Raw genomic sequence first — 12150 nt, forward strand, 5'->3', positions numbered from 1 at the left:
AATCAGACGACCCGCACTTTAGGAATTACCCATGATCAAACCACAGACAACCTAACCCTACAAGAAACCACAAAGAAGGATGCTTCCGAGGTGGGTGCAGATGGAGCTAGTTTGTCCTGTCCTGCTAGCAGCGTGGGAGCTAAGTTTGAGAGCGATGCTACGAAATTTGATCGTCTTAGGAACCCAAGACGATCAGTGTCAATCTAGCGCCATCTCCAACTGCGGTGGCCCAAAGCCCATGTTCTGATTTTGGCAAAAATGTCTTTTTCGGCTTAGACCGAAGGGACCTGAAGAACATACAGTTCTCCCTTCATTCCCTCATGAAGATCGCAATGGAACGGAATGCTGCCGGGCCGAGCCGCGTCAATCCGAATGATCAAGGTCTTGCCAGCATTGACGTAAAATCCTTCTACCCCTTTCCCGTATGTGACGATCTGGTCGTCTTCTCCGGAGACCATGAGGCCCAAGAGACTCTCGGAAGCAAAACCATGGCGGACATTGTCATGATTTTCCAAGACGATCTCGATGGAATTTCCTAGTTGGACGGGACCACCTTTGGATAAAAAGAAGGTGCGATCCTGAATAACGATCTCAATCCGTTGCCCGGGAGGGCCTTGGATTTGGACCTGGGATTGAACCTCTTTCGGGCATGGTATTACAGCCGTACAGAGCAGCGCCATAATGCTGAGAGCCTTCCTCGGGGATAACAGATGGATTCTCATGGGTCACCTCGATCATGTGAGATTGTTCAGAACAGTTTCTTTTTGCAACGGCTCCTAGGATACGTCAAACTCATCGGGAAATCGACGAGTGCGTCGTGACTTCGCAGAATGGATATTGATCACGGTAAGTCGAGCGCTACTGGTATTCAGAAATGGATACTATAGGTATGAGTTTATCCGCCCGCAGCCCACACAAAGTGCCGTTTGGTGGAGGGCAGGCTAGGCTGGCCCGCGATTTGCTGATTTGCTGCGCCCGGCATCGTGCGAAATGACAGCGCGGTAGACGCGACTGCCACCACAATACAACCAACATCAAGCTCGGGCCGAATCAACTCCGACGTGCACGCCTGTTTCCCTTGCTCGCCTAGTGAGGTTGGCGGGCCATCGATCGTCCTCATTCTCCTTTCCACACTTAATCGTTTCATTTGAGGGGTGGAAGCTGTTTGATCTTCAACTGCGCATGTCCGACAAGCACCGCGTATGATTGCTCCATCCCAGCATGCTCGCCCACTCCTCTAACGGGTGGCCTGGATTGGTCCCATCGTACGCGCCTGGACGAACACCGCCCACAATTTGTCAATCTGAATTGGTCCTGCGTGTCGCGTTCGGCGAGCACAGGAACTGACCAGACCACTATCCCTCCCCTCCCAAGCTCCTCATTTCTTCCTCTCCACGAATGTGCGAGAGACTTCTCTTGCAGGTGGCACGGCGAACTGGGCGCCCCATCGCGCGCAGCGGGGGACCCCACACTGGGCGGGGGTGCGAGCACGATGGGGCTGTTCCCCGTGACAGGATCCGCGTCTTCGCTCTAATTCGCAATCACCCTCGGCGCCTGCAATCGGCTCACACAATCCTCCCAGAGCGTGGCCGGTTCCTGATCAAAGATACCTTTCGAGTCAGCCGGCAACGTCGCCCATGCCCCCTGAAGCATCTCGAAGTTGAGTTGCCCGGGCCCCCACCCCGCATACCCTGCAAACGCCCGGAACGTTTCGTTCGGCTTGGCCTCCTTCATGATGCGTTCCAGGGTCTTTGGTGTGCCCCCAACATAGACCCCGTCGAAGACCGATTGTGCGTCATCTGGAGGCTCCTTGAGTCGGAACAGCATGACAAGACGTGTCGGCTCGACCGGCCCTCCCGCAAACAACCGATGTGCCGTCCCCTTGAGTACCGCTAGCTCCGGCAATGCATCCGACAAGAGAACCCTTGTGGATCGATTGAGAACGACCCCGAGCGATCCTCCTGGCCCATGTTCCACCATAAGAATAACCGTCTGGCTGAAGTTGGGATCAGTCATCGTCGGACTCGCCACCAAAAACACGCCCTTGCCGACCGACGACTGAACGAATTCCGTTCCCGCTAGGACCGGTGGAGCAAGCAGGGCAATCAAGAGCAGAACGCTTGCAATCACCCTTTGTACACAGACGTGACTCCTGCTAAGCGAGTATTCAGAAAAAGGCGGCATAAAGAAACTTCCTGATCATGGTGAAACGGTTAGAGCGGCACTTTATACATCACATCGTGGTGCGGGTGGCATTCAACCGGGAATCCAGCTGATTACTTATCGTCTTCCGCGCTTGCTTGTTTCCAACGCTAGGAGAAGGCGCCCGCGATGATCCCTCCGAGCTTGCGCGTTACTTCTTTGGGGGTGACCCGATTGGTCTCACACGTGCGCGCATCCAACGAGCACCGCCAAACAGAACTTGTTCGACCCGGAGGCAATCGAATTGTTCTTGGCGACGGGATAAACCATCTGCAGCGTGCCACGTTCCGCGAGCACCGGAGACCAACGGGCCGCCCTCCCTTTCCGTGACCGAGAGCACAGGATCATGCGGGCGTCGCTCCCTGCTCCTTCCCCGCCTCAACCGTACATACATTCTTGAACGACTCCCCAGCAAGCAGCTTCTGCTCGTCCATGAACCTCATTAGCAGTTTGGCCGCCTGATACAGATCGTTCTGCTCCTCCTCCAACACCCAGAACTTCGTTTGGATCTGCGTCACACGCTCCGCCAAACCCGTTTCGTTCGTATCGTCAAGGTAGAACAGCTGCCGGAGCGCAATGTGGCGCACCTCGCAGCCGCATTGATGCGGATCGTTCACGAGTAGCCGGCCTCTCATCTCCTGATCCTGCCTCCACACCGGAATTCCCATGTTCGACAGAAGCGAGCGGCGTGACTCCATCAACATCGCATCCATCGCGTCCAGCGCGTTGGTGTCCACGAAATAGTCGATGAAGGATCGGCTGGACTGACCGAAGGCGAGCTCCGGGTGTTCGCTCGCAGGTGTCGAATCAATGACGATGATCACGCAACCCTTGGGAAACAGCTCGTCGAGCGAGGATCCAGGGATGTTCCGGTTCAGGTATTCGACGACGGCTTGGACACCGAGGTTATCAATGGGGCCGCCGTCGTAGAGATGCAGATATTCCGTTGGCTCTTTGTACCACTGCAGCGTCACGTCCTGAAACGCCCCGGGAAAAGCGGATGATGCATTTACCGCATTCGCGACGCGATATTTCGCCAGCACTGAGTTCAGATTGGTAAACCGCTCGTCCGTAAAGGTGAATCGTGTGTTGTCGTTGTGGACCGTGGCATTCAATAAAATCTTGGGATGCGGCAGCAGATCGGCGAAGGTGGCTTCATGGTACAGCTGGTTGTTGAACACCTGAACCATGATATCCGAGCGGGTGAAATCGGAGAACCAGTAGCGAAAGATATTCTGCGGGAGGAACCAGCGGCGGATCCAACTCGCCTGGAAATCATAGCCCAAGGCCTCGCGAACCGTCGGCTCCGTAAAAGGCCCGGCTTTGTCTCCCAATCCATAGTACACGGCGGGAAGTGTTCCCCCGGACACACCGGAAATCACGTCGACTTTCTCGAGCAGGTCGCGTTGCTGGAGCTCCAGCATGACAGCGGCGCCAAAGTTGGCCGCTCGGCTCCCGCCGCCTGAAATTGCCAGGGCGACGAACCGGCCATCTTCTTTTTCGTACTCGGTCAAATTCCATGAGCCAGCCGTCTCCGGTACCGTCTTGCTGTCGAGCCACCGCTCGTTCCATCCCGGCCGCCAGTGCCCCGGCAGAATCGCACAGCCGCCGATCGCCAAGAAAACAAGCAGGGCCCCCAACGTGATGCGTGGCCTTCGGCAAGCCTTCGAGAATCCTGACTTCGAATGATCTGATTGGTTCGTCGGAGTTTCCGGCATAGGAAGACCTCATATCGAGACGCATATGAAAGAGCCGTCGCGCGGATGAACTGATTCTAGGAGCCTTGATGGTGCTACGCAATAAGGATCACAGGATGACTCCAAGGAAGCGTCAGACAAAATCGGACCGTAATGGTGATTTCACTATGTCCCGCAACAGGAATGGAAAAACGACGACGCTATCTGTTCTATGCACCTGATCGGGTGGTCCGGTCGATGCAATTAGTGAAAGCGGTCATGCGCGTTGTTCGAAGGATTGTTCGAAGGATCGTTCGAACAATGTCCGAGACGGAACAAGTTAAAGCGTTCCCTCAGGATTACGTTCCGATCACTGCTGTTGGTGATCGTCAGGATACGGTGCGGAGGATTTGGCCGGAGTTTGGCTGCTGTACCAACGTTCTGTCGGACCGTGAGACTCCAGAACGACGGATACGGCCATGTCGAGCCGGTTTTTGGCTTCACCTTCATAATATCCGCTCGTCGGGGCAATATCCTGGTAGTCGCGGCCGACGGCGACCGTGATATACCGCTCATCGCATCGTCGCTGATGGGTTGGATCGTACCCGACCCACATGGGAAGTTTCTGCCCGGTTCCCGGAAGCAGAACTTCGACCCAGGCGTGCATCTGCCCTTCACCGGGAAGTAGACCGGAGACATATCGAGCGGGCACGCCGGCCAAACGACAGAGCGCCAGCATCACGTGCGTATAATCCTGGCAGACCCCGGACCCTAAGGCCATGGCCTCGGATGCGGTCGTTCTGACGTGGGTTCGACCCGGTTCGTATCGTAATGCCGCATGCACGTGATGGAGGATGGCTTCTGCAAGTTTGCCGGACGCCCCCCCGCCTCCCTTAAGACGCTCAGCGAGACGCACAAGCGTGTCGGACCGGTCGACCAGGTGTGTGAGCCTGGTGAACTCTGCCGATGCAACCGTGCAATCCGTATCCTGAGGATCGGTGCCTTGCAACGCCAATGTCCCGTCGTTGAGATAACCGGTTTGTGTTTCAACACGCATGTCGACGGTACAGGAGATTTCTTTTTCCACACGCGCATGCTCCATCTGCCAAACCAAATTTCCGAATGCATCGGTGTAATGCCGGTAATCAGCTGGTGGATCCATGTGCCACCGGACATCAAGGCGTCGCTGGCGACCGTAGTGTTGATGCGGAGCCACACGCATGATGGTGCGGACATTCGTGACAGGCGCCTCATAGGCATAGGTGAATTGCAGTCGTGCGGACAGCAAGGCCTTCACGTCGTGAACCGCCGCCTCATGGTGATCCAATCTTAGGTGCCGGCGCGGGCTCGCAATTCTGACCTCTTGTGGATCTCCCAACCTGAAGTAGGTACGCGAAATCGCCAAGGTAATCCGGTCGAGTTGCCGCAGGAGCTCGGTCAAGAACGATTCCAGCCCGATCTCGTGGATTTCTTCCAATGTCACAAAATCCAAATCCGCCGCCAGTTGCCCCACGAGGCGGGCGGGTTCACGACCGGACAGGCCCACTGACTGGTCCATCATCCGCTCGATATGCTGACGCAGTGCCCTGGCGCAGAATCGGACGGACCGCGGGAAATATTGATTCAACAACAAGAATTCGACGATTTTCTCCGGTAGCACCACCGAACGCGATACTTTCCTATATGCCTCGTATGCGCTCGCTGATTTTAGAATGGCCACACATTGATGCAAATCGGAAAGTTCCGTGGATTCCCGCGACATGTGAAGGAGGATGGGATGAACGAGCAACCTGGCCGTGTGGTTAGCCCGTTCGATATCCTTACCGAGCCGATAGAACGTCCAACCTTCATCGTGTAGCATGGTACTGGCCATGATCCCGTGAAGGGTGTAGCAGGTGTCCTGGACCTCCATCAGAAGACGATGCGGCGTCGCTTCAATGCTGGCGGGTGTGTAATCTCTCCATGCGAGGTGCACACGATTGATATGGTGCCACACTTCGCTTGAAAGCTGATCCTGAATTCCTCGCGCATTTTCTCTTGCCGCACTGATTAAATTGACCAGCGCGTTGGGATTGGCGCTATCCAGCGTGAGAAACTGCATCACCATCGGGGTTTCGAGCGGCTTTCCGCGCTCCTCATACAAACCGATCTGACCGGTGCTCTCCAGATACCAACGCCAGATCACGTTCTGATCCCGTTTGTTGGGACTCTCCAGGAGAAGCAGGTAGTGCACGTTAATGAGTCGTGCCGTATACTCGGCCCGTTCGGTGTAGCGGGCAATCCAAAAGCACGATTCAGCGGTCCGGCTCAGCATACGTCCTCAGTCTTCTCCGTACAGCACCCATGTTCCCTTACTTCCGCCGCCTTGCGACGAATTCACGACCAGTGAGCCATCACGCAGCGCCACCCGCGTCAATCCACCCAGCGACAGCGTAATATCCTTGCCCGAGAGCACAAATGGCCGCAGATCGATATGGCGTCCGGCTAACTGTAACCCACCCGCTGGATCGTCGACGAGACAAGGCAGTCTCGACAACGACACGATGGGCTGGGCAATGTAATTCCTCGGGTTGTTGAGGATGCGTGCCCGGAAATCTTCCTGCTCTGCTTTGCTCGATGCAGGCCCCATCAACATCCCGTAGCCGCCTGATTCATTCACGGCTTTCACGACGAGCGAAGGAAGATGGTCGAGCACGTATTTCCGGTCCTCCTCCACACCGCACAGATAGGTTTGTACGTTCGGAAGCAGAGGGGATTCGTTCAGATAGAAGGCGATCATTTGAGGAACGTACGCATAGATCGCTTTGTCGTCCGCGACGCCGTTGCCGATAGCATTCGCCAAGGCGACGTTCCCCGCATGGTAGGCCCGGATGAGACCCGGCACTCCCAACAATGAATCGCGGCGAAAGACTTCCGGATCCAGAAAGGCGTCATCCACCCGCCGGTAGATGACATCCACCTGCTGCAACCCTTTGGTCGTCTTCATATAGACCCGATCTGATTCGACAATCAGATCCTGGCCTTCCACCAGTTCAATACCCATTTGAAGCGCCAGGAACGAATGCTCGAAATATGCCGAATTGTTCACTCCCGGCGTCAGAAGCACAACGGTGGGGTTCTCTCGAATCGCCGGCGCAAGATACCGCAAATTTTCCAGTAGCTGATTGGGGTAGTGATCGACCGGCCTGATTCGCATTTGCGCAAAGAGGCTGGGGAACACCCGCTTCATGATCACACGGCTTTCCAAGACATACGACACGCCGGACGGTGTGCGGAGATTGTCTTCCAGCACAAGGTACGTGCCGTCCGTGTCGCGCACGAGGTCGATCCCGGCAATGTGGATATAGAGATCGCGGGGAGGCCTGAATCCTACGAACTCCCGTTGAAAGCCTGAGGCGCCCTCGACTAATTCGCGCGGGATGATTCCCTCCCGCAAAATACGTTGATCGCCGTAGACATCCAGTAAGAACGCGTTGAGCGCTTGAATGCGCTGTCTAACACCCTGCTCGACGTGATGCCATTCACTGTTGGGAATGATGCGGGGCAAGAGATCGAAGGGGAAAATTCGCTCGGTCTGCTCAGCATCCCCGTACACCGTGAATGTGATCCCCTGATCCAGAAACGCTTTCGCAGCCTGCTCTTGATATTGGGCTAATTCACGAACCGACAGTGGCCGGAGTTGTTCGTACAATTGCCGATAGTGGGGACGAGGCCGATCAGGCGCCTCGAACATCTCATCGAAATACCTGCCGACCTCGTATCGCTTGAACAGGTCGTTGATTTTGGTGTGTTGCGGCTCGCGGTTCGAATTTGGGCTCATGGTGAGCCTGCCTGGCTAAGCTATAAGGTTGAATTCTTTGTATTTTCTACAGTCCCATACTCTTCTCTTTTCACGGGTATTGCAAGTATGGCTTCGAACGAATCGCTAAGATACGTCGACACCTCTTTATCCCTCTTTTCCTCTGACACGATTTCCCGTAACCTTGTTTTTCCTATGAATCGTTCTCGTCAACTCCTGAAGCCCGGCATGCTCTGGTCCACCCTGCTCGAACGATCAGCCCTTGCCCGCGAGCGACAAGCTATCCTCTCGATTCCCACGGAACCGGAAGTTATCGAACAGCGCGGCGTGGCTTTTCAAATCCGCCTCATCACGGCCCTCGCAATGAAGGCCCTCACAACCGCTGCACAGTCGAACAGCGACCCCTTTCTTCCGTACGAACCGGACCTGTTCGTCGCTGACATCTCCCCGACCCATGTCGCGTTGCTGAACAAGTTCAACGTGGTCGATCACCATCTCCTGATCGTCACACGCGCTTTCGAAGATCAGCGGGCACCGCTGACAAGCGAAGATTTCACCGCGCTGCTGATCAGCCTCGCCGGGATCGACGGATTGGCCTTCTACAATGCAGGGCAAGCAGCCGGGGCAAGCCAGCGCCACAAACACCTCCAACTGGTTCCGTTGTCGGCGTTCCCTCACTCACAGGTCCCTATCGAACCGCTGCTACAATCGGCGCAGATGAACGGCAACACCGGCACGATTCCCGGCTTGCCTTTCCTTCATGCCTATGCCCGGATGGACTCGACGTGGCTCGAACAAACCACTGACGGATCTTCGTGCCTAGTCGACTGCTATCGATCGCTGCTCCAAGCCGTAGGGCTGCCGGTAGAGACCGCAGAAAACAGTTGCTCAACCCTTCCGCCTTATAATCTGCTGGTAACCAGAGAATGGGTTTTGCTGGTGCCAAGATCCCGGGAATTCTTCGATGGGATCTCAATCAATGCACTTGGATTTGCAGGGGCTTTACTTGTGAAAGATAAAGTGCAACTTGATACATTGCGAAGACAGGGACCGATTGCCGCACTCCAAGATGTAACGTTGCCAAGGAATGCATGACGCTCATGACGACATTAGAAGGAGCGTGAGGGTCGTGCCTCCTCACGCTTCCTTTGGAAAGAAAAACCCGGATGGGTTACAGAACACCCACCTATTTGACGACAAAATCCGCAGTCATCCCATGCATGAAGTGCGGCTTGCCGGTAACGGTATCGGGAAAGAAGCAGATCAACCCATAGTTGCCTGGGACAAATTTTGCCTGAAAGAAGGCATGGTCTCCAATCTCTAGCCCGACAACACCTCCGAGGGGCATACCGGGGGGAGGCGCCGAGGCACCCGGCTCAAACGCGGCGCCGAATTGCCGCGCGGTGGCACCGGGATTGAGCTTGACCAGTACGAGCTCGTGCCGCTGGTTACCGTGATTCACCACCTGAATCGTGTGGGAGCCGGCCGTGATAGGTTGGGACGGGGAAAACATAAAGTCGGCCAGCGTGATCGTCACGTCCGCCTTCGGCTCGGAAACGAGCGTCGGCTTCAGACCTCCGACTGAAAGCGGTTTGGACATCCCCAGAGCCATGTGCGGAACCCCCTTGCTATCTGGAACAAGACAGATCAACAGGTATTCCCCCGCCGTGAGCTTCATGGTCGCCGCCGAGTGGCTCCCCGGAAGTACGGCGTTCGGCCCTCCCACGAATTTGACCCAGGACGGAAGGCCTGCTGAACCGGCCGCCATCGCATCACGGAAATCTTTCGCTGTTTTACCCTGAAGTAGCTGGAGCAGTTGGATGTGGTGCACATCCTTTCCTTTGTTGAGGACCTGCACGGTCGTCACACCGGAGGGAATGCGATCAGGTCCGGTGAATCCGTAGTCGTTCGCGACGAACACCACCGGATCGCCGTCGGTGTGAGGACCGGCAAAGGCCACCCAATTCAAATTCGATCCGAGCAGCGTACAAACAACTATTGCGAATCCGATAATTATGCGTGGCATGGGCATGGGAACCTCCTTGGTATGTCGCTTCTCGCAAAATCCGGCCTAACCCTAGCACAATAGCGTGAGCGACGGCTCCTAAGAATATGCTATTGTTTCCCTAAAATTTTCCTAACTACACGAAGACGACTGCGATCCATGATTCCTACAGCCATGGTGGAGCTTCTTCAGACCGGCGTGTCGGTCGTCGTTGGCACGCGCAACGCCACTCTGCTCCCGGAATGCACGCGGGCTTGGGGCATCCGGGTGGAAAATAATCATAACTCTGTGACCGTATTTCTGACGGAAACCGTTTCCCGCAAGACACTCGAAAATTTGAAAGAGAACGGGTTGATCGCCATCAGTTGCACCAGACCGACCGATCACATGGCCTGTCAACTGAAAGGCCGTGTCCGCACAATCAGGCCGGCTGATGAGCAGGACCGTCGTCAGATTGTTGATTGGCATCGCGAATTTACCGGAGAGGCAATTGCCATTGGCGTTGCGGCCGAGGTCTGTGAAGCCTGGATCACCGAACCGGCGCTGGCCGTCGAGGTCGACGTGACAGATGTCTTTCTCCAAACACCGGGGCCCGGAACGGGCGAGAAGATCTGAGCCATGGCATTGCCTCCCACCCTTGAAGATCTGTGGCCCTGTCTTCAGGGAATGATTCCTGCTGCCTTGAGCACCTGCTCCCAGGACGGCACGCCGAACATCACCTTCATCAGCCAGATCTATTACGTCGATGCCGGCCATATCGCAATCTCACATCAGTTCTTCAACAAAACCCACAAGAACGTGCGGGAAAACCCATTAGCCTCCGCGATGATGCTCGATCCGAGGACATTGCAGGCCTATCGCCTCCAACTTCGGTTCGACCACTCGGAATCCGAGGGTCCGCTCTTTGACTCGATGTCCCTTCAGTTGCAGGCAATCGCGTCCTATTCCGGAATGACGGGGGTCTTTCGCCTGTTGGCGTCCGACGTGTACGAGGTGCTCCACATCGAACACGTCGACGGATTCACGAAACTCCCTACCCTGCCGCCTTCGGAACAATCGTCGCGGCTCTTCGTAGAAAAAGACCTCGTATCGTTGCGGCTCGTCGCCGAGCGGCTCAACCAGGCCGAACTGTTAGAAAACTTGATCGAGACAGCGCTCAGGGAATTGCAAGAAGGATTCGGCTTTCATCACTCTATGATTCTCTTGGCAGATGAGCGCAACCAAAAATTATTCACCATTGCAAGCCGCGGCTATGCAGAGAACGGTGTCGGCTCAGAGGTCGGAATCGGCGAAGGATTGATCGGCATGGTCGCTCGGGCAAAACGTGCACTTCACCTCTCGGCCATCGATCACAGCCTACGATATGCCCGAGCAGCCAGGGAACGGGCAGAGGCCGTTGGAGGAACAGAGGCGGTCTGCCGTGAAATTCCCCTTCCCGGTCTCCCGGGAGCCGCATCTCAAGTCGCAGTTCCGTTGACAGCCCGGGGGCGCATGATCGGCGTGCTCGCCGTCGAAAGCACAGACCCGCTCGCCTTCATGCCACGCGAAGATACCATTTTGACGATCGTCGCCACACAACTGGGAGCGGGAATCAATCAACTTAGCCGCGACATGGATGAATTCCCTTTGACGACACCCAAGCAGAGCAGGATGGTCAAGACGGTGCGGGTGCCGCGCCGAGTGAGGAGCTTCTGTTTCTTCCATCGCGACGACTGCGTCTTCGTCGATGGCGAGTACCTGATTCGGAACGTACCTGGGCGCATTTTGTGGCGTCTGCTCCGGACACAGCATGATGATGGCCGATCCGAATTCACCAATCGCGAACTTCGCATGGACTCCACGCTGGGACTTCCGGAAATCAAGGACAACCTTGAAAGCCGACTCATCCTGTTGCGGAAACGGATGGAACAGAAGTGTCCGGACATCAGGCTCGTCCAACGTGGACGAGGCCGGTTCGCGCTGGAATCAGACGTTGCAATCGAATTATCCGAGAAAGATGCGTAAGGCTCACAGAACGAAGTGAAGATATCCGACCCGGAGTGCCGAAGATGATTCATGTGAGGCCGGCGACTGAAGCCGATTTCTCAGCGCTGCTGGAGATCCAACAAAAAGCCTTCGGCGAATATGCCGGCGTGTACGAAGTGAGCGCATGGACCACGGAAACACTCGACAGTCTCAGGGAGGATGCTAAAGAGAAACGTATTCTGGTGGCGGAGGCAAACGGGGCAGTCGCCGGCTCGGTCCGCTTTTGGAACGTGGCCGGCGTCTGCGTCATCCGGTTACTATCGGTAACTCCCGACCACCAAAAGCAGGGAATCGGCAAAGCGTTGATGCAGGAAATCGAGCGGGTCATGACCGGTGCCCATAAATTCTATGCTTGCACGATGCTACGGACCGCACGAAACATTCAATTTTTCTCCAAACTCGGCTACAAGGCAGAAACAGTGTTGCCGAACCACTACAACCAC

At 55.8% G+C, this 12150-nt stretch carries 11 protein-coding genes; 4 read left to right on the forward strand and 7 right to left on the reverse strand.

Annotated features, from left to right (window positions below):
- Positions 1-272: 272 nt before the first annotated feature.
- The 6 genes from ACWVCN_RS01145 to ACWVCN_RS01170 form a co-directional block, all read right to left on the reverse strand.
- Positions 273-722, reverse strand: a complete 450-nt coding sequence (locus ACWVCN_RS01145; RefSeq protein ID WP_455243668.1) for a hypothetical protein — start codon at positions 720-722, stop codon at positions 273-275.
- An 808-nt stretch (positions 723-1530) separates the two neighbouring features.
- Entirely contained in the window at positions 1531-2184 is a 654-nt protein-coding gene (locus ACWVCN_RS01150) for a YqgE/AlgH family protein (RefSeq protein WP_455243669.1), read from the reverse strand.
- A 198-nt stretch (positions 2185-2382) separates the two neighbouring features.
- On the reverse strand, positions 2383-2550 hold the full coding sequence (locus tag ACWVCN_RS01155; protein ID WP_455243670.1) for a hypothetical protein: 168 nt from the start codon (positions 2548-2550) through the stop codon (positions 2383-2385).
- Entirely contained in the window at positions 2547-3920 is a 1374-nt protein-coding gene (locus ACWVCN_RS01160) for a patatin-like phospholipase family protein (protein ID WP_455243671.1), read from the reverse strand. Before ACWVCN_RS01160 ends, ACWVCN_RS01155 begins: the two co-directional genes overlap by 4 nt.
- 328 nt (positions 3921-4248) lie before the next feature.
- Positions 4249-6192 (reverse strand): alpha-E domain-containing protein, encoded by a 1944-nt coding sequence (locus ACWVCN_RS01165; protein ID WP_455243672.1) that lies wholly within the window; start codon positions 6190-6192, stop codon positions 4249-4251.
- A 6-nt stretch (positions 6193-6198) separates the two neighbouring features.
- On the reverse strand, positions 6199-7698 hold the full coding sequence (locus tag ACWVCN_RS01170) for a circularly permuted type 2 ATP-grasp protein (protein ID WP_455243673.1): 1500 nt from the start codon (positions 7696-7698) through the stop codon (positions 6199-6201).
- 174 nt (positions 7699-7872) lie between these two features.
- On the opposite strand from ACWVCN_RS01170, the gene ACWVCN_RS01175 reads away from it, so the two are divergent.
- Entirely contained in the window at positions 7873-8772 is a 900-nt protein-coding gene (locus ACWVCN_RS01175) for an ATP adenylyltransferase family protein (RefSeq protein WP_455243674.1), read from the forward strand.
- A 91-nt stretch (positions 8773-8863) separates the two neighbouring features.
- Here ACWVCN_RS01175 and ACWVCN_RS01180 read toward each other — a convergent pair whose 3' ends face one another.
- Positions 8864-9709 (reverse strand): hypothetical protein, encoded by an 846-nt coding sequence (locus tag ACWVCN_RS01180; RefSeq protein WP_455243675.1) that lies wholly within the window; start codon positions 9707-9709, stop codon positions 8864-8866.
- Positions 9710-9841: 132 nt separating this feature from the next.
- On the opposite strand from ACWVCN_RS01180, the gene ACWVCN_RS01185 reads away from it, so the two are divergent.
- The 3 genes from ACWVCN_RS01185 to ACWVCN_RS01195 all read left to right on the forward strand — a co-directional run.
- Positions 9842-10297 (forward strand): hypothetical protein, encoded by a 456-nt coding sequence (locus tag ACWVCN_RS01185; protein WP_455243676.1) that lies wholly within the window; start codon positions 9842-9844, stop codon positions 10295-10297.
- A 3-nt stretch (positions 10298-10300) separates the two neighbouring features.
- Complete coding sequence (locus ACWVCN_RS01190; protein ID WP_455243677.1) at positions 10301-11686, forward strand: GAF domain-containing protein; 1386 nt, start codon at positions 10301-10303, stop codon at positions 11684-11686.
- 44 nt (positions 11687-11730) lie between these two features.
- A partial coding sequence (locus tag ACWVCN_RS01195; RefSeq protein ID WP_455243678.1) for a GNAT family N-acetyltransferase occupies positions 11731-12150 on the forward strand: 420 nt, incomplete at its 3' end.

The sequence above is a fragment of the Petrachloros mirabilis genome (assembly GCF_975968855.1).

Bases quoted from the DNA above. Each gene is read 5' to 3' on its own strand.
- ACWVCN_RS01145 (WP_455243668.1), bottom strand. From the start codon at position 722: ATGAGAATCCATCTGTTATCCCCGAGGAAGGCTCTCAGCATTATGGCG.
- ACWVCN_RS01150 (WP_455243669.1), bottom strand. From the start codon at position 2,184: ATGCCGCCTTTTTCTGAATACTCGCTTAGCAGGAGTCACGTCTGTGTA.
- ACWVCN_RS01155 (WP_455243670.1), bottom strand. From the start codon at position 2,550: ATGATCCTGTGCTCTCGGTCACGGAAAGGGAGGGCGGCCCGTTGGTCT.
- ACWVCN_RS01160 (WP_455243671.1), bottom strand. From the start codon at position 3,920: ATGCCGGAAACTCCGACGAACCAATCAGATCATTCGAAGTCAGGATTC.
- ACWVCN_RS01165 (WP_455243672.1), bottom strand. From the start codon at position 6,192: ATGCTGAGCCGGACCGCTGAATCGTGCTTTTGGATTGCCCGCTACACC.
- ACWVCN_RS01170 (WP_455243673.1), bottom strand. From the start codon at position 7,698: ATGAGCCCAAATTCGAACCGCGAGCCGCAACACACCAAAATCAACGAC.
- ACWVCN_RS01175 (WP_455243674.1), top strand. From the start codon at position 7,873: ATGAATCGTTCTCGTCAACTCCTGAAGCCCGGCATGCTCTGGTCCACC.
- ACWVCN_RS01180 (WP_455243675.1), bottom strand. From the start codon at position 9,709: ATGCCCATGCCACGCATAATTATCGGATTCGCAATAGTTGTTTGTACG.
- ACWVCN_RS01185 (WP_455243676.1), top strand. From the start codon at position 9,842: ATGATTCCTACAGCCATGGTGGAGCTTCTTCAGACCGGCGTGTCGGTC.
- ACWVCN_RS01190 (WP_455243677.1), top strand. From the start codon at position 10,301: ATGGCATTGCCTCCCACCCTTGAAGATCTGTGGCCCTGTCTTCAGGGA.